Source organism: Methanocella paludicola SANAE (assembly GCF_000011005.1).
Taxonomy (GTDB): Archaea; Halobacteriota; Methanocellia; order Methanocellales; family Methanocellaceae; genus Methanocella; species Methanocella paludicola.
Genome location: NC_013665.1, coordinates 1887854 through 1911985, shown reverse-complemented (window position 1 = coordinate 1911985; position 24132 = coordinate 1887854). Strand labels below are relative to the sequence as shown.

The window sequence follows — 24132 nt, the reverse complement described above, 5'->3', positions numbered from 1 at the left end:
TCTTTATATCCCAAAAGTACGAATGCTATGCTATAGCATACCAAATGCTATGTTATGACATACCATAGTCAGGGAGAGTTTAAATGTTCGGCATCGATGATCCGTGGATTCTGGGCGGATATATTTTCACGATAGGCGTGACTATCGCTTGCATATTATACGGCATATTGAAATGGAACGAAGGCGGTGAATAGTAAATGGCCGTGGACCTGTGGATATTCGCCTTATGTACGGCCGTTTATTTAGCCATCGTATTATTCTTAGGATACCTGGGATGGAAACAGACCAAGGGCACCGAGGACTACATGCTCGCCGGCCGGAAAGTCCATCCGGCGCTCATCGCGCTGTCCTACGCGGCCACGTTCATCAGCACCTCGGCCATCGTGGGCTTCGGCGGCGTCGCGGCCAACATGGGCATGGGCATCATCTGGCTGGTCGGCTTTAACATCTTCTTCGGCATCCTTATCGCGTTCGTCGTTTATGGCAAAAAGACCCGGGAGATCGGCCAGAGGCTGAAGGCCGTCACCTTCCCCGACCTGATGGGGAAGATCTTCAACTCGGCTTTCATGCAGTACGCCTGCGGCCTCGTGATCGTCCTGGGCATGCCGCTGTACACCTCGGCGGTCATGATCGGGGGCGCCCGGTTCGTCGAGACCACGTTCGCCATGGACTATAACCTGGCATTGATATTATTCGCCGCCATCACGGCCATCTACGTTGTCGTCGGAGGATTACTGGCCGTCATCTACACGGACTCGTTCCAGGCCATCATCATGCTCGTGGGCATGACCTTCCTGCTGGTCTTTACATACGTATCCATGGGCGGTATCACGAACGCCCATGAGACGCTCACGAACATGGCGAGCCTCGTGTCGGACGCGGCCCGCAGCCAGGGCATGACAGGCTGGACTTCCATGCCGGCCTTCGGCTCGCCCATGTGGCTCACGCTCGTGACCACCATCATAATGGGTGTCGGCATCGGCGTTCTCGCCCAGCCGCAGCTGATCGTACGGTTCATGACGGCAAAGGATAACAAGTCCCTGAACCGGGCCGTGGCGATCGGCGGGTTCGCCATCCTGATGCTGCCCGGCGTCGCCTACACCGTGGGCGCGCTGACGAACGTCTACTTCTACCAGGAAATGGGGAAGCTGGCGGTCGCGGCAGCGGGAGGCAACACGGACTCCGTATTCCCCTTATACATCAACATGGCGCTGCCCGACTGGTTCGTCGTGATATTCCTGCTCACGTTGCTCGCCGCAGCCATGTCCACGCTGAGCGCGCTGTTCCACGCCATGGGCACGGCTGCCGTGAACGATATCTGGGGCCGTCTCCGGAACAAGAAGCCGTCGCTGGTCGAGACGAAGACCTTCGTTATCCTCATGATCATCGTCAGCGTCGCGCTCGCATACATCATGCCCGGCAGCATCATCGCCCGCGCCACGGCCATGTTCATGGGCCTCTGCGCAGCGGCCTTCCTGCCCGCGTTCACCCACGCGATATTCAGCAAGAAGCCCTCTGCGAACGCGGCCAAAGTGAGCCTCGTGGTCGGCGCAGTGACCTGGTTCCTCTGGACGGCGTTCGTGCACATCAAGGAGTCTGAGCCGCTGGGCCTGTCGATGCTGTTCTTCGGCCAGAAGGCGATCCTTCCAATGCCCTGGCAGGTCGTTGACCCGATCATTATCGCGCTTCCGCTGTCGGCCATAGCTCTCATTGTCGTCTGGGCTATTGAGCATATGACCGCATCAAAGGACGAAGAAACAATTAAAAAAGCAGTATAGATATAAAAGGGGTCATCAGCCCCTTTCTCATTTTTTTGCCTTAAATTTTTTCTTGATGTAGATGGCAGCGCTGACGGCAGCGCACGCCCCCTCTCCGACGGCCTTGGAGATCTGGTGTAGGCCGCCAGTCACGTCGCCCGCCGCGAAGACTCCCTCGACCTTCGTCTCCATGTCGGGGCGCTCCACGGCGACGTTGCCTTTGGCGTCGAGCTCCAGCCCCAGGTCATTGGCCAGGACCGAGTTGGGGACCCCGCCCTCGATGAAGATGCCGTCGACACGGACGCTCTTTTCCTCGCCGCCGTTCTCCTTGAACCGGATGCGCTCGGCGAACTCGTTGCCCTCGATGGCAAGGATCTTCGCTTCGCCGATGACCTCGACGTTATCCAGGGCCTTTAGCTGCCCGGCGTGCATGGGCGATTCCATGTCGGGCTTGCGGGTCAGGACGATAACGTGCTTTGCCAGGCCCGCCAGGTAAATGGCGGCGCTGGCCGCCTGCTCGCCGTAGCCTATCATCGCGACGCTCTTGTCCTTATAGAACGAGCCGTCACACACGGCGCAATAGGATACTCCCCGGTAAAGGTACTCCTTTTCGCCCGGTACGTTCAGCTCACGGTGCTTCGACCCGGTGGATACGATGACCGACTTGCTCTGGAACTCGCCCACGTCGGTGGATAATACAAAAAGGTCGCCATTTCGGGTAATGCGGCCCACGTAGTTCGTTACGGGCTCGATCTTATACTTATCGAGCTGCTTACGGAACTTCTCGGCGAGATCGATGCCGTGTATGGACTCGAATCCCGGATAGTTCTCTACGTCGCCCGCCTTCGCGAGCTGGGAGTCGAACGGGTCGCCGAATATCACCGTCGACACGTTCGCCCTGCCACAGTACAGCGCCGCGGTCAATCCGGCCGGGCCCGCGCCGATGATAGCTACATCATAAACTGTTTCTTCAGCCACTACTGGTTCCTCTATGATAGATTAATTATAGATTTCATGACATTATAAATATTTATTATCATAGACGCATTATTGATGTCGAGGATCATATGGACGTAAGTGAATCGTTCGGCGAGATGCTGCCCTGGCTTAAAAAATACCAGGAAGCTGTCATAGTCATTAAAGTAGGCGGACATGCCATGGTCGACCCGGCCGCCAGAAGCAGCATGATCAAGGATATCGTAACGCTCAAGTATCTCGGGGCAAGGCCCGTCATCGTCCACGGCGGCGGCCCCGAGATCGACGCCATGATGAAGCGCATGGGCAAGACCCCGAAGTTCGTTTCCGGGCTTAGAGTGACGGACGAGGAAACGCTGGAGATCGTGCGCATGGTACTCGTGGGCAACGTGAGCGCCGACATCTGCTCGCTCATATCCAAGCACGGCGGCAACGGCGTGGGCATGGTCGGGAGCGACGGCGATCTCATCGTCGCGAGGCGAAAGGCGCCGGAGAAGGCCGTGATCGACGGCAAGGAGACCGAAGTGGACTTTGGATGGGTCGGCGAGACGGTCCGCATCAACCCGAAGATCCTCAACATACTGATGGAGAACGAGTACATCCCCGTCATATCGCCGATCGGCTACGACGCCGAAGGCAATTGCCTGAACTTGAACGCGGATACGGCGGCCGGCGATATCGCCGCGGCCATCAATGCCCGAAGCCTCGTCTCATTAACGGACGTGGACGGCGTCATGATGGACCCGTCGAAAAAAGAGACGCTGCTCTCCCAGCTCAACATCGCCCAGTGCTACGACCTCATCGAGAAGGGCGTCATTTCCAAGGGGATGATACCGAAGATACTGTCCAGCATCTCCGTGGTCAAGAGCGGCATCCAGAGCGTCCATATCATCAACGGCAACATCCCGCACGCGCTGCTGCAGGAGCTGCTGACCGATAAGGGCATAGGCACCTGTATCACGAAGGAGTAGGAGCTCATGACTGTACCACCCTATAAAAATATCCTCGTCCCCACGGACGGCTCGGAATATTCATTTTATGCCGCGGAGCACGCCGTGTACCTGGCGAAGGTCCTGGGCGCAAAGCTCTACGCGATCAGCGTGGTCAACGCCCCCCTCGCATTCCACGCCGGCATCCATTATGCCGAAAGCAAGGTGGACATGGAAAAGGCGGCGCAGGAAGCCGTCCTGAAGATAAAGGCGCTCTGCGACGAGAACGGGGTCGAGTGTAAGGAGATGGTCGTTGAGGGCGAGCCGAAGACCGCCATCGTAGACGTGGCATGCAAGATCGAGGCGGACTTGATCGTCATCGGCTCTATCGGCATGTCTGCGCTCGAGCGAGTGCTCATAGGCAGCGTGTCGGACAGCGTGCTCAGGCACGCGTTGTGCCCCGTGCTCATGGTGCGGAGAACGTAGGAGGCTAACGCTCTGCCCGGTATACCCTGGCATTCTCTGGATATCGGCGATATCTATACCAGGCTAAAGACCGGGGAGAACGGCCTGACGCCCGGTGAAGCTGCCGGGCGCCGGGAACAATACGGGCCGAACGCCCTGCGGGCTACGAAAAAAGCCTCTAAGCTCTTACTATTTTTAAGCCAGTTCAATAATTTTTTAATATACCTGCTTATTGCGGCGACGGCCATCTCGTTCCTCATCGGCGAGACGCTGGACGCTGCCATCATCGGCGTCATCGTGATCATGAACGCTGTACTGGGGTTCGTCCAGGAGTATAAGGCAGAGCAGTCCCTCGAGGCGCTAAAGCGTATGGTGGTCCAGGAAGCATTCGTTGTCCGGGACGGGCACCGATTGAAAATTAATGCTTCTGAGCTGGTGCCGGGCGACGTCATCGAGGCGGAGGCGGGCGAGAACGTGCCGGCAGACGGCCGGCTCATTTACTCGGCCAGCCTGAAGGTGGACGAAGCCGCTCTCACGGGGGAATCGGGCCCGGCGAAAAAGACGGCGGAAGTACTGCCTGAAGATACGGCTCTGGGCGACCGGGATAACATGCTGTTCATGGGCACCAGCGTGCTCGACGGACGCGGCATGGCCGTGGTCACGAGCACCGGGATGGACACCGAGATCGGGAGGATCGCAAGCCTGGTGGAGGGGAACAAGGAACAATACACGCCCATGCAGGCCTCCATAGACCGCCTGGGTAAGTTTTTCGGCATCGCCGCTGTCGTCATTTGTGCGGTCATATTGATCGTCGGATGGCTCGAGGGCAGGGGGATATATGATATGTTCCTCGTCGCGGTGAGCCTGGCCGTCGCGGCCATACCCGAGGGCCTTCCGGCGACCATCACCATCGTCCTTGCGCTGGGCGTGCAGCGGATGGCGAAGAAGAAGGCCGTCGTCCGCCGGCTGCCCGCCGTAGAGACACTGGGCTCCACAAGCGTCATATGCTCGGATAAGACGGGCACGCTTACTCAGAATGTCATCGTTGTCCGACAGATCGTGACCGCGGGCCAGAAATATGATGTCACGGGCTCAGGTTATTCTCCCGAAGGCGGATTCATCACCGGAGGCCGGGAGGTCGAGCCTTCTTCGGATCCGGTGCTGACGATGTTATTGATGGCAGGAGCCCTATGCAACAACGCGACGTACGAGCGCCTCGAGGAAAAGTGGAACATCGTGGGCGACTCGACCGAGGTGGCATTGCTGGTGGCCGCGTCGAAGGCAGGCTTCAACAAGGTCTTGATGGAGGACGACTGCCCCAGGATATTCGAGATCCCGTTCAACACGGATACCCGGCGGATGTCTACCGTAAACGTGTGCAAGGATAAAAAGTATGTTTTTGTTAAGGGCGCGCCCGAAGTCGTACTTGCATCCAGCCCGGGGGTGCTGGTAGACAGCCAGGCCGTGCCTATGGATGCATCCAGGCGCGACCACTTATTAAAGCTGAACGACGAGCTGGCGAGAAACGGCATGAGGGTCCTCGGGCTTGCCTATAAGGAGATATCGGGCGACCCGAACGCCATGAGTGCCAGGGACATCGAGAACGGCCTGACATGGCTCGGGCTTGCAGGCATGATGGACCCTCCGAGGCCTGAAGTGAAAGACTCTGTGGAGAAGTGCAAGGCCGCGGGCATCGGCGTGGTCATGATCACCGGAGACCAGAAGCCTACGGCCGTCGCCATATCAAAGCAGCTTGGAATATTTAAGGAAGGGGACGAGGTCGTCACAGGCTCCGGGCTGGAGGAGATGAGCGACGAGGAACTCGTCGGGGACATCGACCGCATCAAGGTGTACGCCCGGACGTCACCCGAGCAAAAGCTCAGGATCGTCGACGCCCTAAAGCGCCACGGCCGGGTCGTAGCCATGACCGGCGACGGCGTCAACGACGCCCCGGCCCTCAAGCAGGCCGACATAGGCGTGGCCATGGGGATTACCGGTACCGACGTATCCCGGCAGGCCGCGGACATGGTCCTGATGGACGACAACTTCGCCACCATCGTCTCGGCCGTCGAGGAAGGCCGAAAGATATACGATAACGTGAAGAATGTCGTCAAGTACCTTTTTTCCAGCAACCTGGGCGAGGTGCTGGTCGTGTTCCTGGGCATCATGCTGGGCATGCCTCTGCCGCTGATGGCGGTACAGATCCTATGGGTGAACCTGATCACAGACAGCCTGCCCGCGCTTGCCCTGAGCGTCGACCCCGTCGCGCCCGGCGTCATGAAGCGTCCTCCCCGGCCCAGGAATGAGGGCATATTTACACCGCTGACGCTCTTCGATATGGCGCTCATCGGCTTCACGACCGGCATCGGCACCCTGTTCATGTTCAATCTATACCTGCCTCAGGGCCTGGACATGGCGAGGACGGTCGCCTTCACGACCCTCGTCGTCTTCCAGATGTGGAACTGCCTGAACTGCCGGTCCGAGACCCGGTCGCTATTCTCAGTGGGCATATTCAGCAACCTGTACATCATCGGGGCCATCGTCATATCGCTCCTTATACAGTGTGCCCTGCTGTACACACCGTACCTGGAGGGCCTCTTCAGTACAGTCCCTCTGTCGGCATACGACTGGCTGGCGATCGCAGTAGCGACGTCCTCTGTCTTCATCCTGGTGGAGGCCCGCAAAATTATCCTGCCAAAACTCGGTGAACGTCGGTAACTTCTTCGGTCACGGTTTAATATCTGCGCCATAATATTCTATTTCGCGCCGGAGGATTTTCATGAGAAACGACTTTGCCATATACAAGGAGACCATCGACGCACTGGAGCTGGCCCGGGTGCCCTACGTAGTGGGCGGAGGTATCGCTGTAGCCGCATATGGCCGTGTAAGGTCGACCAAGGACATCGACCTGTACATCAAGCCTGAAGACACCGGGCATGCGCTGGAAGCGCTCCAGCAAGAGGGGTTCGAGATCAACCCCATGAGCGACGTCAAGTGGCTCGCCAAGGGGTACAAGAACGGCGTGCAGGTCGACTTCATCCTCGAGAACATCGGCAGCATCCTCACCACCGACGAGACCATCGGGCGCGGCCGGTACATGTGCGTTTCAGGCTGCCGGATGTTCATCATGTCGCCCGAGGACCTGGTCTTCCGGAAAGTGCTGGCCATGCGCTGCCTCCGGGACGACTGGTACGACTGCATCGCGGTGCTCTCGAATACGTATAAAACGTTCGACTGGGACTACTTTTTGCGCCTGACGGAAAATTTTACGGAACGGGCGCTGTCATTCGTGCTATTCGTCCGGACCGACTGGGACCACGTGATACCTGTCCCGCTTCAGGTCATTTCGACGCTTCTGAGGCGGATGGGCTGAAGGAGCCGGTATCGTAAATGCAGTAGTGGCGGTCGTGGATGTGCAGGGCCACGTTACGGACGGGCACGCCTTTAAGTGTCGAGCCCTTTTCACTGCCGTTATGGGAATGGCCATGCAATACCAGGTCAGCCCGGAAAGTATCGACCGGGTCCGATAAAATGGACGAGCCCAGGAACGGTATGATCTCGCAGCGCTCGCCGATACACGTATCCCGTACCGGCGCGTAATGGTACGCAACGACCTTGAAGCCGGCCTTCATGCTTTTCAGGGACCGGTTCACCTTGTTCGCTTCCTTGTATGTCTCGTTGATGAACATCTTCAGGATGCGCTCGCCGAAGGGTGCTATCCTGGCCGGAGCGAAGCCCCCGCAAAAGCCTTTGGTGCCGCAGACGCCGACCGAGCGGTCCGGCATGATGAACGAGCCCCGCTCGAGAACTTTAACGCCCGCATCCTCGAGGACGTCCATGATCTCTTCCTGGTTGTTGGCCTCGTGGTCATGGTTACCGAGCACGCTGACTATGGGGACGTCCGCGATGCCCATCGCTTCCACCAGGCCCCTGGCTTCCTCGACAAGCCCCCGCATCGTAAGGTCGCCGCATAAGATAATGATATCTGCTTCGGCGCCTGCGGACTTGAACAATGACGAGTACGTCTTTAACGAGTCGGGTCCGAAATGCAGGTCTGCCATAGCGCCTATCTTGATAAGTATCACTCCGGGGGCTTACACTCGATAATATGAAAATAATATTATATAAAATAGCGGCACGTTATGAGTAGGGCTGTATAGAATAGTGAGGGCGCAAAGTACACCGGATTTGACTCGGGTGTTCCCCGCCGGGTTTTGAGGCCCTTGAGGGGTCAAACCGCTCACGAAGCGCGCAGCGCCCGCATACGGCCTGAGTATTGCGTCCTCAATATATCCTCATTACACATTTATATTTAATATTTGTTATAATTATAAGCCGGCCGGTTATGCCATCGTGCACGTAAAAACCAGTTAATCGTGCTTCCTGTCGCCGATCCACCTGTACTTATTCTTACCGAGGCGTACGACGAAGCCTTCTTCGATGAGTCTGTCCAGGACGCCGCGGCAGGCGTTATACCAGTAGTTGATGTCGTTCGTGATGCTGGAGCCCGTATTAGGGAATAATTCCTTGAGCACTATGGGCCTGTCGATATACTCGCGGCCCCTCATGAACCGTATGAGCTCTTCCTGGACTGCGGTGGCGTTCTTCGCCGAGACGTTCTTGATGTGCACGAGCTCGCCGAAAACGTCCTTCGGCCTCGTGGAGAGTATGGAAACGTGTTCGGACCGGCCGAGCTTGCCGGCGTTCAGGCTGCGCACCGCCCGCAGGTCGTGGATGTCCTCCTCGAGCTTTTTCAGCCGGTGCTCCAGTATGGCGAATTCCTCCCTCACGTCGCTTTCCCTCCGGCGCTCCATGGCGTTCCTCAGGACCTGGTTGATGAACGTGGACACCTTGAGGTCGCCCTTTTCCTTCAGGACCCAGTCGAGCACGTCGTTCGACAGGGAAATGCTGATCTTCCTGACCTTTTGCTGCCCGGGCTCCTCGTCCATATCTACTATAATATTTATTCAACAATATATAAAAAATATGCCCTTACCGGGACGATAACGTATAAAACGGATAACGCCGATGTAAAGTGTATGCTCCTGCAAAAGACGCTGGGCTTAAAAGAGGACGCGTACCTCGTCGAAGGCAGCTTCGAGGGCCTCGAGATGAACCTCCGGACGCTGGACTACCTCGATAAGCTGAGCATGCTGCCGGCAGGCTCCATCGATTCAGCTCTTACGATCGTCGATAAGGGCGGGTCGGCGATCGGCGCTGCCTTTAAGAATAAATTGGATGGTGGCGACTTCTGGTTCGTCATACCGTACCCGGCGGCAAAGGCGTCAAGGCAGCAGGCCGAAAAGCTCGTGAACGCCGTTTTGGGCGGCGGTATCGTGTCGTCGGTCAGGAAGAAAAAGGTCGACCCCGGCCAGTTTCGAAAGGCGCTCCGGGAGTACCTGGCCGTAAGCCTTGCCGAGCAGGCGCTGTGCGAGTGCGACAAGGGGCGGGAGCCAAAGTCATTTGCTTTTAATGAAGGGCGTAACGAGCGGCTCCGTGTGCTCATGCAGCGGCTGGCAAAGGAGAACGGGTTCAACCTCAAAGAGATGAGCGCGCTGGAGATATGCTGCGGCAACGGCATGTCCACGGCCGCGATAAAGCCGCTGTTCAAGGATATACTCTGCATCGACAACGACCGGTGCGCCATTTGTAACGGCGTCTACCACGGCACACTCGACCCCGAGAGCGCGATGGTCGTGGATGCCATGGCCCTGACGAGGTTCGTAGGCGAAAAGTACGATGCCGTGCTCGGGCTCATGCTCGGGACCATCTACGAGTTCAACAAAAATATCTGGCGTATGATCTTCGAGGAAGCGGTGAAAACGCTAAAAGACGACGGGTTCCTGCTATTCACGGTGAATACGAAGGAAGAGATGGACTTCCTGGCGGCCGCGCTCGAGGAAATGGGCATACGCGGCGCCGTTATCGACAACCGGAATAAGAACGACATCTACGATGGCTGGGCCTTTTTTGCCGTACGGTCGAACGGGCGATTTAGCCATTAAAATGAAGGTAATTTTATATAAACTAGCGGGTGGCTATATAAACCTTTCGTTTTTTTCGACATAATAGTTATTACTATGGCTCACCCAAACCGCATATACGGATGGGTACCCTGGGGCTTTGCTATTTTAATAGTGTATAAAATCCACGATATTTTTACCCACTAAGGCAACAATCTATCTGTCAGGCGGTATAACGTATAAAAAAGGGATATAAAATATGCGGATTCTAAAAAAATTATGATAAAAAAACCGCTAAACACCAAAAGGTTAATAAGGCAACAAATCATTCAATTAATAAAATTATACTTGTGGATATATGGAGTGATTAAAATATGGTAGCTAAAGAAGGCAGGGAAAAGAGAAACTTTGGATTGGTAAACGAGAAAGGCGAAGAGGTCGGCACCTTTACCGGCGCTCAGCCCAGGGATGCAGCCCTTAAGGTCGCGAACCGCGGCATGGCCAGCATTGTCCTGAGGGAGAAGGGCACCAAGAAGCTCCACTACTTCGTCGGCAAGAGAGAGCTCGTCGCCGTCCCGAAGAACGCCCCGGCCTGGATCCAGGCAGCGGCCAAGGAGAACAAGGGCAAGATCTACAAGGCCAACGTCGAGAAGATCGGCACCGCCCAGCTCAAGTACGTGAAGCTTGACAGGAACGACAAGTCGCTGTTCAAGATCCCGAAGAAGGACGGCAAGAAGAAGGCCAAGAAGTAAGTTCATATTTATGCGGGTTGGAATGGGGACATAATTAAGGCCCTGCCGCCTGCTTTTTTATTTTAGTGTTTCTTGGTTTTTATAAATCACCTATTAATCGTAGATTTGTTTGATCGGTAACACTTACCGTATCCTATGAGTATTCCCGTGGAGTTGATTTGTTCGGTCGGTATCACGAACCTCTCCAAAGGAATTAACGCACGAATTCTTTTTAAAGATTTTTCTCACGAAGCCTCTAAGCCTCGAACTCACCGTCAACGCACGAACTCTCAAACACTCTGGGCAGTGCTCTAAGTCTCTAACGCGCTAACCCGAAAAGAAGTCTCTAAGACTCTAAAACACGTTTGAAACGCTAAACGGTGGAGCACTGCTCGAATTGCGAAGCAAAACACTCTAAGAGCCCGGTCATTCCCCAGAATTTTTGGGTTTTAGTGTCGTTGGCGGTTTAACCGAGCATTGGAGGGTTAGTGCTATGTCGTTTAGCGTTTCAAACGTGTATTCGAGCTTTAGAGCCTTCTTTTTGGGTTTGAGGCTTCGGGCGTTCGTGCAATGCCCAGAGTGTTTGAGAGTTCGTGCATTGACGGTGAGTTCGGGGCTTTGGGGTTTAGTGAGTAAAATCTTAAAGAAAAATTAGTGGTTTATTTCCTTTGGAGAAGTTCGTGTTACTGACCAAACAATCCAACGCCCACAGGAAATTAAAAAACTTCGTGATGAATAATATTTATAATTTTATCGAGTCTTTTGCGACCGTTGAGATGATCCCAGGTGTCTGCCGATTTTTCTCCATAGCCTCGATATCACTTAGGGTAAACCACCCTATGCCTGTGACACCCTCGCCCACCCTGGGCTCTGAGGACAGACTATTACCAAGGAAATAGACGAGCACCACCTGCTTCTCGAACTCGGTGTCCGGGTCGTAGGACACGTAGGCGCCGATGAGCTTTTTGATGTTGATGTCGCTGCACGTCTCCTCGGCGAACTCGCGGCGGGCGCATTGCTCAAGCGTCTCGCCGATCTCGAGCTTGCCGCCGGGGAAGATCCACAGGCCCTTCCAGTAGCCTCCCATCTGCCTGACCATCAGGAACCGGCCTTCGGCGTCACGGGCGACGGCCCCGCAGCCTACGATGTAATGGGTCGCCATGATAAGAGCTATGATGCGGCCTTATCATAAAAAATCTTTCATCGCACTAAATTAAAAATAAATAAATATTACTGGGGGCCTAACTCCCCGGTAATCAGCCCGCCACTCCCCGGGGTTCTATTCGACGGGGGTACAGTCGCACTCGGATACGTACGGCCGTTCGTGGTCTCCTGGGGCATGTAGATGTCGGAAGTGACCGGCGCTACAGTCACCGTCGGAGCAGGCGTAGGCGTGGGCGTCGAAGTTGCCGTCGGCGTGGGCGTCGGCGTAGGCGTAGGCGCCGGAGAGCCGATACAGCCCAGCGTCATGGCGGACACGACCAGTAATACGAACATTAAAACGCTAATCAACTTCATCAGATATCACCTCATAATGCCGGTCATTGACCGTGCCGGTATATGATTGCACCCGATTACTATCCATGCTGACGATAAAAGTTTGCCGGTCTCCCCGGCCGTAACAAGCTTTATATCGATGGAACGTAACTGTATTTTGCTTTTAGCATACGTGCTGAGGTAGCCAAGCGGACCACGGCGGCAGCCTTGAGAGCTGTTGAGGCTCACGCCTCGCGGGAGTTCAAATCTCTCCCTCAGCGCTTACGTTTTATTTTACGGCTTAATGAGTTTCAAACCAGATACCGCCGCTCCCCAAGTTAGCGCTTCCATAGGCTATCCGGGGCCATGAGGCGTCCTTCGGCACAGTAAAGGCGATCCAGCCGTCCACGGACCCGCCCTTTGTGACCCTTCCATAAAAGTCCGGCATAGCGCCTATGATATACCTGTTGTCTTCAGAATCGAATTTTCCATCCCGGCATATGGCGAAAGAGTCCCGGTTCACCAGGCGTGAAACACCGGCAACGCTCGTATCCGTAAGCTCGTACTTAAAGCGGACGACCATGAATTCCCTGTCCTGCTGGATATTGATCAGATTATATGGATAACTTTGCCTTATTTTTTCATAGGCCGCATCTCCCCTCAGGACTTCGAGAAGGGTTAATCGTGCAGAGTAATCAGCATATCCCTGGCCGCTATCGTTCACTCGCTCGGTTAAGGCGATGGTCTCGCCGATATGTGCCGGGGCTGCCTGAGAAAAGCCCATGCCGCCAGATGCCGGAGTGATGACGCCAGAATGGCCGGCGCCCGGCTGAGCGCTATTATCCTGAGGCCCGGCACAGCCGGCCGTTAGAAGCACGACCATCACGATGCCGAGCATGAAAATATTATTCAAGGGCGTCCTCCTGTATTATCATGTTTTCTTACTGTCATTGTGGCTTCCCAGGCTGTCTAGATATCCCCTGACAGACTTATTGGTCGCCATCATGTAGAGGCTGGCTATGCCGACGATCGCCACCTGCGCCGATTCGAGTATCTGCACCATGATACTCTGGGCGGTAGTTATTTTAGATCTGGGCCCCTGGTCAATAAGCCTTCTTCTAGCAGCCATATAAACCCCAATGAATTGAAAAGCAGGCATAGTTAAAAACTTTGTCCTGATGGAAAATAATTATATGCATTATTTTTTTCGGGTATGATTTCGCCATACTGCAAACCTATTTTAATATATTTCCTCGGGGTGAAAGTACATATATAATAATCCCATAATTAAAGATGGTCAAAAAATGAGGATCGAGATCATCAAGTCACCCCGGGGCAGGGCGATAAGCTCGGGACAGGTATGCCCCGTCGACACGAAGAAAAAGCACTGGATGGCGAAGATCACCGGGCTGGACGAGAAGTTCGGGCTAAGCCGTGACTTTCTCAGGCGTTCGCTTTACGATACCAGGGGTAAAGCCGGCGGGTACTCGGTGGACGGCCTGAAGGCCGGGGATATCATCGAGGAAGGTGACGATAGCGGTAAGAGCGGGTATCGTGAGTATGCCCGCATAACGAGGATCGACGATGCCACTCTCGAGTTCGAATACATGAGGGCCGGCGACGTCTCAGAATATTTTAAATCGAAAGAGGGTGGCCAGAAAGCCATTATATGAGTTAACTTATACTTATGTGTACAACTGGGTGCAGGTACTGGTTGAATTACTATCATCTCGCTAATGCTTTCAAAGCCCGCGAAGCTGGTTAAGTCCGCGAAAACTGTTTCGAGCCCTAAGACCGCGAAGCTTACGCGAAGACCGCGAAGACTATCTTAAATATTAATATTAGATTTTTTACCCTATTCATCTATGTTTTAAAGACTCTCACGCAGTTTTATATGATTTTTTTTGTCCTTGGTCTATTGGGTTTCGCCAGGCATAGAGATTGTTGAGGCACGGTTGGCCAATAAAGAATTTAAACGGTTTATCCTCGCCAGTGCCTCTTACGACTCCGTGCCTCAGGAAAGTATAACCCCGTCCTCCGTGCATTCGGAGCCTCCATTATTAAAAAATCTCTGCGCATCCCGTTTCTCGGTCCCTCTGTGGTTGATGACACGCCAGGACAGCACAACGTGGAAAGGCGAGAATCTGTATCAGCTAATGCAATTTATCATCCTAAAAGTTACGCGAACCATTTTAAATTATCTATTAATGTATCTTCGCGGTCTTCGCGTAAGCTTTGCGGTCTTCGGGCTCGAAACAGTCTTCGCGGACTTAACCAGCTTCGTGTGCTTAAACCCGGGGATGCTCCGATAAATAAGGCTAATTCAACACAGCAGGTGCAGGAAAATGTTTAAGACCATAAGGGGTCCCATTCTATTCTGGTAGGTTAAATGCCGAATAAGCCATGGATATTCGCCTTATTGGTCTTTACGATTTTTACCTTAATATTTGCCAGCCTGCCGGCGACGATGCAGGGCACTCCCGACCTCGGCCAGATGTACAACACGACTGTCACGCTGTATCATTATGACAATGCGAACGCAACGAAGGGCGACATCGTGCCCATGCCCGACAACCCGCAGCACGTGAACATGGACCCTGCGCTGGCCGCGCCTGGCATGTACACGTTCCCGCAGGTGCCGTCGGGGCAGTGGTATTACCTCGAGGCTGACAACCAGGGCAACAGGTGGTATACCATCTTTTACATGGAGGAGAACGTGGGCACGAAGACCGCGAACGTCCATATCCCTCCCTTTACACTTTTAAATGCGACGGCGACGCCGCTTCCCACCGTCATCCAGACCCCGAGTCCGACGCCGATCCAATCCGGCACGCCAGTGCCGGCCGGCAGCGAGAGCCCAAAAGCATCGCCGGGACCATCAGCAATACTGGCGCTACTGGCAATAGCCACTTCTCTATGTATATCCAGGAAAAGGCGTTAAGTTCAACACAAAGATTATAACACCATATAAATAAAAGATAAAGACTAATGAACAAACTCGAGCTCGAGACCCTTGTATCGGCCGGAGAGACCTCAAATATCGAGTTCAAGGAGTTCCTCAACGAGGAGACCCACCTCAACTCCCGGAGGACGGAGAACCTGTCCTGCCAGATGAAGCACCGGGTGCTCGCGGGCAACGGCAAAGCGCTCTACATCATCGGCGTGACGGACGCGGGGAGCATGAAGGGGCTGACGAGGGAAGAGTTCGACGAGACTGTTCTGGTATTAAAGAACATAGCCATGAAAATCGATGCGGACGTTGCGAGCGTAGAGGAGTATAAGGTCGACGGCGGGCTAGTCGGGCTTGTCTCCGTGGAGAACAACGTCAAATCCAGCGAGCACCTGCTTATCGGCACGGCGGGGCACGTCGACCACGGCAAGAGCACTCTCGTCGGGGCGCTGGTGACCGGCACGACCGACGACGGCGCCGGCAGGACCCGGATCTATCTCGACGTCTTGCCACACGAGATCGCCAGGGGCCTGTCTGCCGACCTGTCGTATGCCGTCTACGGCATCAAGGGCTCGGATATCATCCATCTCAAGAATCCCCTGAATAAGCGGGAAAGCGCCAGCGTCGTGGCGCAGTCCGACAAGATCATCTCATTCGTGGACACCGTCGGCCACGAGCCCTGGCTCAGGACGACTATCCGCGGCATCGTAGGCCAGAAGCTCGACTACGGGCTGCTCGTAGTGGCCGCGGACGACGGCATTACGCACATCACGAGGGAGCACCTGGGCATTTTACTGGCCATGGACCTCCCTGTCATTATCGCCATGACCAAGATCGACCTGGCGACGCCGGAGCAGCTCAAGAAGACCGAGGCGAGCATCCACACGACGCTGCGACTGGTAGGCAAAGTACCCTATCGAGTCAAAACGCCCGAAGACGTAGAGACGATCATCGGCAAAGTGCCCGAAGGCGTCATCGTGCCCATCCTGCACACATCCTCGGTCACCCGAGAAGGCTACGGCATTCTCGAGCATCTTATCTTCCGCCTGCCCAAGCGCAACATGACGAGCGAAGAGCCGTTCGAGATGTATATCGACCGGATATATACGGTAGACAGCGTGGGCGTCGTGGTGAGCGGCACCATCAAGCAGGGCATCGTACACCAGAACGACCCCGTCTACCTGGGCCCGATGGAGGACGGCTCGTTCAAGAAAGTCCGGGTCCAGTCCATCGAGATGCACCACTACCGGGTCAATAAGGCCATATCCGGAGACATCGTCGGCATCGCAGTCAAAGGGCTGAAGGCATCGGACATCGCACGGGGCATGGTCCTGTCGAAAAAAGAGCCTGCAGTAGTGCAGGAGTTCGAGGCGGAGATCGCCATCCTGAACCATCCCACCCGTATAGGCATCGGCTACGAGCCCGTCATCCACCTGGAGACCATCTGCGAGGCCGTGAAGATCGTCGGCCTGGACCGGAAGTACATGATGGCCGGAGAGCGGGGTAAGGCACGTATCCGGTTTAAGTTCAGGCCGTACGCGGTGGAACCCGGCCAGAAGTTCATTTTCCGCGAGGGTAAGAGTAAGGGTATCGGGCGAGTTATCGGCGTTTGAATCGCCCGATGATAGGCTTATATCGATAAAAAATTTTTTATTTGAGCATTTTTGTTGATTGTTTCTTTATTTGCATGGAAAAATAATGCGATTTTATCCCCTTGGTTAGAACATAATATTCAATACTCGAAAGAATTTCGATTATTTGTGTAACAATCGAAAAGTTTTTTATAGGTACTGACTATTATATATTGTGCAATAAACGGTTACTGGATAGGGGGCAATGAATGACAATGGAAAATGATACCGAAGTGTGCATGGAAGCTTTAAATTCTACGCTGGAAGAAGACCTCGCGTATATCAGGAACGTAGAGCGGGAATTTTCGGAAAGCGTGGACGAGGTCCTGGAAATGCTTAACCTGTCTCATCTTCGGGTCAAAGACCGAATACTGGTCGAATAAAGCTAGAAATATTAATTCAGGGGGCAAAATGATGAATAAGGAATTGACAGCATCGAGAGTAACCGGTGTACTTTTAAAATATTCTCAAAATCTGAACCCGTTTAAGAGAGAAGCCGACGTTATCGTTATGGTCAAGGATAAGACCGTTACGATCCCGATCGACGTCCGGCAAAGGCGATTTGTAGAAAAGGAGTATCCGGTTGGCAGCAAAGTCGAGCTGTTCTATGACGGCAACTGGCACATTAACAGCAAGCCGGTCTACAACGTAAAAAAAATGTCCTTCGAGAATGGCACTGTCTATACATAACTTAATTCCACGGGGGATACATACTGGTGAACAGAGAAGTGCTCAATAATAAAATTAAGCTTGAAGAGTTCGAGAGTAGATTTAAAGAGATCGAGAAAAGAGTTGAAGAAAACAAGCGAAACATCAACATCGCGATATCTAAATACGGGATCCGGGCCTGATACCGGCTTTATTCCCTCCTGAGTTCGATAAAAGTAAAAACCTTTTTAATAATTTTTGTTCTTGTGCGTTTTTGGGATGATATATTGCTTTGGCTGATGCCTTCGCTCGTTTTTATGTTATGCCGTCGTTGAGTGGTCCAACCACAGGGGCACGGAGAGCGCTGAGTTTCACGGAGTTTTCTTATAAATGGAGGCTCGGAGGCCACGGAGTACGGGTTTATAACTTTCCCGGGGCACGGAGTATAACGAGGCACTGGCGAGGATAAACCGCATTATTGTTTATTGGTCAACCGGGCCTCAATAAACTCTGTGCCCCAGGCAAACTAATAAACCGGCCTCTGAGCTCTCTGAGTCTCAAATTATTAAAAAATAACTCTGTGTAACTCCCGTGCGCTCCGTGCCCCTGTGGTTGGACCACTCAACGACGGCATAACTAGAAAAGGATAAAAAAACATTCATCCCAAAACCGCGGAAGAGTCATAATTTTTTCCTGACGGTCAGCGCTTAAGCCCGTACGACTCAAGCAGCATGGCGGGATCGAGCTTACCATAAGTTTCCAGGGACCCGTCCTGTATGCCGTTGATCATGAGCCTGGCGGGAGCGAACATCGCCGGGTCCACCTTCGAGAAATCGTCCTGTGACTCCTTGAGCAGCGCGTTAAAGCTCTTACCGTATGACTTCGAGGAGGCTGAAACGGCTTCTTTGAACGTATCGTTCCTGGTCCCCGCGTACAGGTAGGCCATGCCATAGTAGGCGATGCTGTCGAACGAGGCGCCCATGAACATGGGCTCCTCCTTTCTGAGCGGCGCGATAGGGCAGGCGCCGGAAGCGGACTGGATGTCCTTGACGTCATAGCCCAGCTGGAAAAGGCGGTTCATGGCCCATTCGACGACCCTTGTGCCGTTCACGACCGAGCCGGCGATAGAATTGGGCCTCGCGGCCAGGGCGACCACACATTCGGGGTCCGTCGAGCACTGCTTCGCAACATAGTCCAGCTCCTTTGCTGCAGGTAATACCTGCGTCTCGATGTTGATGACGGCCGTCTCGGCGTCGTCCGTATAGTTGATGGCGGCGTAGATGTTCTTCGGCTTCTGGGAGATCGCCCTTGCGGGGCCGAACCCTGTGCCGACGAAGCCCTCGGACTTGAGCTTCCACGCGGGCTTCTGGGAGCCAAGGCATGCGATGGCGGGGCGATCGACGTAGACCTGGGCGAAATTGATATAATAGCTGTCGATGATGCCGGGTACGACCGAAACCTTCCCCAGCCCGGCCAGGCTGATGTCGGCGAACAGTATCCCCGCGCCGATGCTGCCGACGGTATTGACGCCGCAGTCGATGACCGTTGCCTTGTTCTCCAGATAATAAGACTTGATGCCCAGCTCTTCCTCCCGGTCGAGCAGTTTGTCGATAAATTTCGTAACGTTTTCGTTGACCGATATCATTGGGACCCCACCATAATCGAGCGCTATCCGGTATGCAAGTGCTTAAGCCGCATCCCTCTTAAAGGTATTGTCGCCGGTACAGCGGAAAAGATATATGATGTGCGGTGCTTAACAATTGAAGAGCTTCTGTCGGACCTGGTGAAGTAATTTGGTATTATTCGAGTTCCTGAGCACTTATATTACTGATTTTATAAGCAGTATCGGCTATCTGGGGATCTTCATTCTGATGACGCTGGAAAGCGCGTGCATGCCCGTGCCCAGCGAGATCGTGATGCCCTTCAGCGGCTTTGCCGCCCAGCGCGGGAGCCTGGACTTCATCATGGTCGGCCTTGTGGGCAGCCTCGGGTGCCTTGCCGGCTCAATCCTGTCCTTCGTGATAGGGCAGCGCATTGTCCGACCCATGCTGGATAATTACGGCGAGGTCGTGCTCATCAAGAAGCATGATCTTGAGATGGCCGAGAGCTGGTTCGGCAAGTACGGCGTCAAGGTGGTCTTCGTCGCGAGACTGCTGCCGATCGTCCGGACGTTCATCTCGCTGCCGGCGGGCATTATCGGCATGGACTTCAAGAAATTTTCCTTCTATTCGTTCGTCGGCTCGGTGCCATGGTGCTTTGCGCTGGCCTACGCGGGAGTGATCCTTGGGGACAACTGGAGCCTGCTCGAGGAGTACTGGATATACCTGGATATCCTCACCGTGCTCGGCATCATCGTCGTCGCCGTCTATGTGACCTATCATGCCTTTATCATAAAAAATTCTGTACAGTCGATGTTGAAGTCCAACAAATAGTATATTTTTTTAATAAAAAAGGGCTCTGCCGGCAGGCATATTGTGGTGCCGGCAGAAAATGCCATTATTCTTACTTATTTCTGCGCCTGTACAGCCCGACAGAGACCGTCCCTACGATGAGCAGGGGTAAGACGACCGATAAGCAGGGTAAGCCGGACTTACTCTCTGTCGTCGGGGTTCCCGTCGGCGTGGACGAAGCCTGCGCAGTCGTCGGGTTAGCCGTTCCGGTCGCTATTGCCGTGGCCGTAGCGGTCGGCTTTCTCGTATCGGGAGTGCCGTTAACTACTTTTACAGCCTTGACCGCGGGCTGGCCGAAGTAGTCGTGGCCTTCCCAGAGCATGCGCACTTCAGGATAGTAGGTGCCGTTCATCGCGGGGGCGGTCATGACAAACTCGAACGTCATGCTCTGGCCCGGCCGGATCACCGTACCGATGGGTATCGTCTGGGTTTTCGTTACCCCGAACTGTGCCGCATCCCCGCTCGCTCCGCCTACCGGGCTGAACATGGTCTCGTCCTGGAATGTCCAGGGCTTCGTACCGTTGTTCTCGAAGGTCACCGAGACAGTGAACGACTGGTTCGCCTCGAACTGCGCCGGGATGTTCTCCTTTGTGACCTTAGCGTTCGGCACCGGGGTCATATCCTTCTCCAGCTCAGCCAGGTAAAAGTCATCCTGGGTATTCTTGTCCTTCTTCGTGAACCCGGCCACGACGTAGCTGCCATTCCCAATCTGCTGTACGGACGTGCCTTTACCCAGGCCCAGGCCTTTCAGCTGCTTCTGCCAGAGTACGCTGCCCGTGGGATCAGTGCGGATCACAGTAACATTGTCCGCGCCGGTCCCGGCTCCGCCGGTGATGATGTAGCCGTCGTCCCAGGTCTGCTGGACGGAGTAGCATTGGCCGTTATCATATGACTTATTCCACTGCTCATTACCTTTTGAGTCGGCCTTGAGCAAGCACATCTTTCCGCTCCGGATGCCTGCCCATATGTAGCCGCCGTCCCGGGTCTGCTGGACCTGGATGTACGAGCCGTCCATGCGGGCGTCGGACTCGCTGAAGACCTTATACCACTGCTGGTTCCCGTTCGCATCGATCTTTACCAGGGCCGCCTTAGGCCAGTAGGTCGAAGACCAGTCGTTGCCTCCCAGGATATAGCCGCCGTCGCTGGTCGGCCAGACGGAATAGCAGAAATCGGCCCCATTCCCGACCTCGCCATCATCTCCGCCGTACATCTTTTCCCACTGCTGGTTACCGCTGCCATCGATCTTCGTGGCGTACATGTCCGAGCCGTCTTTGCCGCCCATGTTAATGCTTCCGGCAACGATGTAGCCGCCGTCGGCCGTCGGCTGGATGCACGCGCCGTCGACGGTCTTGCCGTTCGGCCGCGGGTAGATCTTACTCCACACCTTATCGCCGTTAGCGTCCGTCTTGAGGACGAAAAGACTACCGCCCGCCGAGCCCGTCACGATGTAGCCGCCGTCGCTGGTCTGCCGGACGAACTTACCCTCTTTGCCCTCGTCGTTGTACTTGACCCACACCTGGTTGCCCTGCCAGTCGGTCTTAACCAGCATGACCCTGGTGATCCCCGAGGCCGTACCTTTCGAATACGTGAGGCCCGTGATGATGAAGCCATCGTCACTCGTCTGCCAGACCGAGGCGCCCGTGTCCACGAAGCCGTCGTTCCCGTAGCTCTTTTCCCATACTGTTGCCGGGGCCGTTGCCGCCGCCGACATGGCACTGGCAAGCGATAAAAACACTGCCAGGCATATCATACAAAACGAGATAGGCTTAACTAGCCGTCTGATACTTTGATTCATGCCCTAACCACCTAGATTCGTTGTATTACCCGTCATATATGTTCCCCTGCTGCTTCCGGGGAAACATTCGATGGGAATTAAACTCATTATCTGGGAGTACCTATTGATATAGATTGCTTAGTAAGCCATGGCTAATTTAATGCTTATCCGGTAAATATTTAAAAAATTTTTGTTATTAATGACCTTTTTCTATTTTACCGAACCCGAACTCGGGCTTCACATCGGTGATTTTTACTTTTACCCTGCTCCCCTGCTTCGCCCCTTTGACGAAAATGACGAAGCCGTCGACGTGGGCTATGCCGTCGCCGTTCTTTCCGACGCCGTCGATCGCCAGGTCCAGGACGTCGCCTTTGCGGATGCCCGTAGTCAGGAAGCCCTTGCCGATGACGTATATCTCGGCGCTCTGCTGCCTGGAGGCCGGGGACTTGTACGTGTAGACACGGGAAAAGCGCCTGCCGACCTCGTCTACGAAACCCTGGTACAGGTCGCCCTGGAAGACCTTGACTAAAAAGTTCCCGCCGGGCGCTAAGATCTTAGCAGCGACGTCGAGCGCCGTCTTCGATAGGTCGATGGAACGGGCGTGGTCGAGCGCCCAGTTACCGGACAAATTAGGCGCCGCATCGCAGATCACGGCGTTCACCTTCTCCACTTTCTCAAATATTTTAGCCTGCGTTTCCGGAGAGGTCATGTCGCCCTTGATGGTGACGGCCCCCTCGACGGGCTCTATACGCTGGAGGTCGACGCCGATGACGGTGCCTTCCGAAATCTCCTTCGCCACCTGCAGCCAGCCGCCGGGGGCGGCGCCCAGATCTACGACCGCGTCGCCCTTCTTGATGAGCCCGAACTTCTCATTGATGAACTTAAGCTTAAAGGCGGCGCGGGAGCGGTATCCCATCTGCTTGGCCTTGTTATAGTAAAAATCCCTTTTCTTCGTCGGCATGATCCCTACACAAGGAACGTGCATCATACATTATTTACCTTTCTAGAACACCCGGCCTGCATGCGCTTATCCACAATAGAACTAAATAAACTATATATGATAGTTATTTATAACGTAAAAATATATAGATTTCATTAAGTCACGAGGAAGTCAGGCCATGGAAACTCGCAAAGTTCAGCTTACCGGGGGCACGACACTCATCGTCTCCCTCCCAAAATCCTGGGTCAACAAGGTCAATCTCAGCGCGGGCGACGAAGTAACGCTCAAGCCCCAGTCCGACGGGTCACTATCCCTCCGGACGAGGACGGCTCCCGAGATACACAATACCAAGCTAATATACATCGAGGGCAAGGACGGCGATAATCTTGTCCGGGAGGTCATCGCCGCCTATATCGCCGGCTATACGTCTATCGAGCTAAAAGCCAACAAGATCCTCTCAAAGCAGCGCGATGTAGTGCGGAAGACCGTCAACATGCTCATAGGCCCCGAGATCATCGAGGAGACGCTCGACAAGATCGTGCTCCAGGATATCCTCAACCCGGCCGAGCTTTCCGTGAAAAAGAGCATACGCCGCATGCACATGATCACCCGGGCCATGCAGGAGAACGCCATCCGTGCGCTAAAGGAAAAGGACTTCGACCTTGCCAAGGACGTCATGGACCGGGACAGCGAGGTCGACAAGCTCTATCTGCTGGTTTCCAAACAATTCCGGATGGTCATGCGCGACATATCCATCGCCGACAAGTTCGACATGAGCATGGAAGAGCACCTGGACATGCGCCTGGCCTCCACGTCCCTCGAAAGGATCGGCGACCACGCCACGAAGATCTGTAACTCGGTCGTCCAGATCGGGGATAAGGAAGTCCCGGCGGACATCGTCCGGGCTATTGACGATATGAACATGTTATCCCTGAAGATCGTTGACGACGCGACCGACGCCCTGTTCAAGAAAAATATCGAGCTGGCGAATACGACGTTCGCAAGGCGTGACGACCTTAATAAGCGGATCAGGGTAAGCGAGGAATCGGTCCTGGGGCTAAAGTCGGACCTCTCCGTGCCTGTCGGGATCATCCTCGATAGTATCGAGAGGACCAGCGACTACGGCTGTAATATCGCCGAGATCGCCATTAATTCAGCCGTGTCCGGGTCTAACCCCTGACACTCACCTTTTTATATAGTACTATATATTTTATGTTAAAAACATATATATTATAACCATTTTCTATCTTCGTAATGGTGAAAGAGATGAAAAACCAAAATAACACGGGCATAAAGGCCATCAACAACGGCACATGTAGCGACTGTATCTTCTGGTATCAGTGCCGCCAGGGACAGGTAGACTGCCAGGTAAAGCAGAAGTAAAACTATATAAAAGCTAAAAAGGGCATCGCCCTTTGCCACATTTTTCTGGACGTTTTTCTC

26 protein-coding genes and 1 tRNA gene are annotated in these 24132 nt (G+C 54.3%); 17 read left to right on the top strand and 10 right to left on the bottom strand.

From position 1 onward, the window contains the following. Nucleotides 1-83: 83 nt before the first annotated feature. Together MCP_RS16240 and MCP_RS09630 are read left to right on the top strand one after the other, a co-directional pair. Nucleotides 84-194, top strand: a complete 111-nt coding sequence (locus MCP_RS16240) for a symporter small accessory protein (protein WP_394296146.1) — start codon at nt 84-86, stop codon at nt 192-194. A gap of 3 nt (nt 195-197) precedes the next feature. Continuing rightward, nucleotides 198-1778: a sodium:solute symporter family protein gene (locus MCP_RS09630; protein ID WP_012900654.1), complete on the top strand. Its 1581-nt coding sequence runs from the start codon at nt 198-200 to the stop codon at nt 1776-1778. A gap of 27 nt (nt 1779-1805) precedes the next feature. Here MCP_RS09630 and MCP_RS09625 read toward each other — a convergent pair whose 3' ends face one another. Beyond that, the gene (locus MCP_RS09625) at nt 1806-2735 is read right to left on the bottom strand and encodes an NAD(P)/FAD-dependent oxidoreductase (protein WP_012900653.1); all 930 of its coding nucleotides are present in this window, start codon (nt 2733-2735) and stop codon (nt 1806-1808) included. An 89-nt stretch (nt 2736-2824) separates the two neighbouring features. On the opposite strand from MCP_RS09625, the gene argB reads away from it, so the two are divergent. The 4 genes from argB to MCP_RS09605 all read left to right on the top strand — a co-directional run bounded on the left by argB (nt 2825) and on the right by MCP_RS09605 (nt 7499). Then, nucleotides 2825-3703 (top strand): acetylglutamate kinase, encoded by an 879-nt coding sequence (argB, locus tag MCP_RS09620; RefSeq protein WP_012900652.1) that lies wholly within the window; start codon nt 2825-2827, stop codon nt 3701-3703. Between the two features lie 6 nt (nt 3704-3709). After that, nucleotides 3710-4147 carry a universal stress protein gene (locus MCP_RS09615; protein ID WP_012900651.1) on the top strand — a complete coding sequence of 146 codons (438 nt, stop codon included), beginning with the start codon at nt 3710-3712 and terminating at the stop codon, nt 4145-4147. Between the two features lie 12 nt (nt 4148-4159). Continuing rightward, nucleotides 4160-6844: a calcium-translocating P-type ATPase, SERCA-type gene (locus tag MCP_RS09610; protein ID WP_197525942.1), complete on the top strand. Its 2685-nt coding sequence runs from the start codon at nt 4160-4162 to the stop codon at nt 6842-6844. A 61-nt stretch (nt 6845-6905) separates the two neighbouring features. Continuing rightward, nucleotides 6906-7499 carry a nucleotidyltransferase gene (locus MCP_RS09605; RefSeq protein WP_012900649.1) on the top strand — a complete coding sequence of 198 codons (594 nt, stop codon included), beginning with the start codon at nt 6906-6908 and terminating at the stop codon, nt 7497-7499. On the opposite strand, the gene MCP_RS09600 is transcribed toward MCP_RS09605, so the two are convergent. Together MCP_RS09600 and MCP_RS09595 are read right to left on the bottom strand one after the other, a co-directional pair. Further along, the gene (locus tag MCP_RS09600) at nt 7468-8211 is read right to left on the bottom strand and encodes a metallophosphoesterase family protein (protein ID WP_012900648.1); all 744 of its coding nucleotides are present in this window, start codon (nt 8209-8211) and stop codon (nt 7468-7470) included. The two genes, MCP_RS09605 and MCP_RS09600, sit on opposite strands and share 32 nt — an antisense overlap. 285 nt (nt 8212-8496) lie before the next feature. After that, a complete protein-coding gene (locus MCP_RS09595) occupies nt 8497-9075 on the bottom strand; it encodes a hypothetical protein (RefSeq protein WP_128567144.1) in 579 nt (192 codons plus the stop codon). A gap of 90 nt (nt 9076-9165) precedes the next feature. On the opposite strand from MCP_RS09595, the gene MCP_RS09590 reads away from it, so the two are divergent. Both MCP_RS09590 and MCP_RS09585 read left to right on the top strand, forming a co-directional pair. After that, nucleotides 9166-10131: a class I SAM-dependent methyltransferase gene (locus tag MCP_RS09590; protein ID WP_012900647.1), complete on the top strand. Its 966-nt coding sequence runs from the start codon at nt 9166-9168 to the stop codon at nt 10129-10131. Between the two features lie 332 nt (nt 10132-10463). Continuing rightward, nucleotides 10464-10841 (top strand): non-histone chromosomal MC1 family protein, encoded by a 378-nt coding sequence (locus MCP_RS09585; protein ID WP_012900646.1) that lies wholly within the window; start codon nt 10464-10466, stop codon nt 10839-10841. A gap of 721 nt (nt 10842-11562) precedes the next feature. Here MCP_RS09585 and MCP_RS09580 read toward each other — a convergent pair. Both MCP_RS09580 and MCP_RS09575 read right to left on the bottom strand, forming a co-directional pair. After that, complete coding sequence (locus MCP_RS09580; protein ID WP_012900645.1) at nt 11563-11982, bottom strand: NUDIX hydrolase; 420 nt, start codon at nt 11980-11982, stop codon at nt 11563-11565. Between the two features lie 68 nt (nt 11983-12050). Beyond that, nucleotides 12051-12338, bottom strand: a complete 288-nt coding sequence (locus tag MCP_RS09575) for a hypothetical protein (protein ID WP_012900644.1) — start codon at nt 12336-12338, stop codon at nt 12051-12053. A 153-nt stretch (nt 12339-12491) separates the two neighbouring features. Between MCP_RS09575 and MCP_RS09570 the strand changes: the two genes are divergently transcribed. Continuing rightward, nucleotides 12492-12577 (top strand) — tRNA-Ser (locus MCP_RS09570). Between the two features lie 20 nt (nt 12578-12597). Here the strand turns inward: MCP_RS09570 and MCP_RS09565 are convergent. Together MCP_RS09565 and MCP_RS16175 are read right to left on the bottom strand one after the other, a co-directional pair. Next, nucleotides 12598-13209 carry a hypothetical protein gene (locus MCP_RS09565; RefSeq protein ID WP_012900643.1) on the bottom strand — a complete coding sequence of 204 codons (612 nt, stop codon included), beginning with the start codon at nt 13207-13209 and terminating at the stop codon, nt 12598-12600. An 18-nt stretch (nt 13210-13227) separates the two neighbouring features. After that, a complete protein-coding gene (locus MCP_RS16175) occupies nt 13228-13359 on the bottom strand; it encodes a hypothetical protein (protein ID WP_269445983.1) in 132 nt (43 codons plus the stop codon). A gap of 241 nt (nt 13360-13600) precedes the next feature. Here MCP_RS16175 and MCP_RS09555 point away from each other — a divergent pair, with 241 nt between their 5' ends. The 5 genes from MCP_RS09555 to MCP_RS09535 all read left to right on the top strand — a co-directional run bounded on the left by MCP_RS09555 (nt 13601) and on the right by MCP_RS09535 (nt 17567). Further along, nucleotides 13601-13969 (top strand): hypothetical protein, encoded by a 369-nt coding sequence (locus MCP_RS09555; RefSeq protein WP_012900642.1) that lies wholly within the window; start codon nt 13601-13603, stop codon nt 13967-13969. A gap of 794 nt (nt 13970-14763) precedes the next feature. Next, nucleotides 14764-15237 carry a hypothetical protein gene (locus MCP_RS09545; RefSeq protein WP_128860022.1) on the top strand — a complete coding sequence of 158 codons (474 nt, stop codon included), beginning with the start codon at nt 14764-14766 and terminating at the stop codon, nt 15235-15237. Nucleotides 15238-15284: 47 nt separating this feature from the next. Next, the gene (locus MCP_RS09540) at nt 15285-16859 is read left to right on the top strand and encodes a GTPBP1 family GTP-binding protein (RefSeq protein ID WP_012900640.1); all 1575 of its coding nucleotides are present in this window, start codon (nt 15285-15287) and stop codon (nt 16857-16859) included. A gap of 227 nt (nt 16860-17086) precedes the next feature. Beyond that, on the top strand, nt 17087-17260 hold the full coding sequence (locus MCP_RS15710) for a hypothetical protein (protein WP_012900639.1): 174 nt from the start codon (nt 17087-17089) through the stop codon (nt 17258-17260). A gap of 28 nt (nt 17261-17288) precedes the next feature. After that, nucleotides 17289-17567, top strand: coding sequence for a hypothetical protein (locus MCP_RS09535; RefSeq protein ID WP_012900638.1), 279 nt, complete (start codon nt 17289-17291; stop codon nt 17565-17567). 658 nt (nt 17568-18225) lie between these two features. On the opposite strand, the gene mch is transcribed toward MCP_RS09535, so the two are convergent. Beyond that, complete coding sequence (mch, locus tag MCP_RS09530; protein ID WP_012900637.1) at nt 18226-19170, bottom strand: methenyltetrahydromethanopterin cyclohydrolase; 945 nt, start codon at nt 19168-19170, stop codon at nt 18226-18228. 148 nt (nt 19171-19318) lie between these two features. Here mch and MCP_RS09525 point away from each other — a divergent pair, with 148 nt between their 5' ends. Beyond that, on the top strand, nt 19319-19957 hold the full coding sequence (locus MCP_RS09525) for a DedA family protein (protein ID WP_012900636.1): 639 nt from the start codon (nt 19319-19321) through the stop codon (nt 19955-19957). Between the two features lie 70 nt (nt 19958-20027). On the opposite strand, the gene MCP_RS09520 is transcribed toward MCP_RS09525, so the two are convergent. Both MCP_RS09520 and MCP_RS09515 read right to left on the bottom strand, forming a co-directional pair. Then, nucleotides 20028-21725, bottom strand: coding sequence for an NBR1-Ig-like domain-containing protein (locus MCP_RS09520; protein ID WP_158301480.1), 1698 nt, complete (start codon nt 21723-21725; stop codon nt 20028-20030). 220 nt (nt 21726-21945) lie between these two features. Beyond that, the gene (locus tag MCP_RS09515) at nt 21946-22710 is read right to left on the bottom strand and encodes a 23S rRNA (uridine(2552)-2'-O)-methyltransferase (protein WP_012900634.1); all 765 of its coding nucleotides are present in this window, start codon (nt 22708-22710) and stop codon (nt 21946-21948) included. 157 nt (nt 22711-22867) lie between these two features. Between MCP_RS09515 and MCP_RS09510 the strand changes: the two genes are divergently transcribed. Then, nucleotides 22868-23869 carry a phosphate uptake regulator PhoU gene (locus MCP_RS09510; RefSeq protein ID WP_012900633.1) on the top strand — a complete coding sequence of 334 codons (1002 nt, stop codon included), beginning with the start codon at nt 22868-22870 and terminating at the stop codon, nt 23867-23869. 74 nt (nt 23870-23943) lie between these two features. Beyond that, nucleotides 23944-24072: a hypothetical protein gene (locus tag MCP_RS16170; RefSeq protein ID WP_269445982.1), complete on the top strand. Its 129-nt coding sequence runs from the start codon at nt 23944-23946 to the stop codon at nt 24070-24072. Nucleotides 24073-24132: the final 60 nt, after the last annotated feature.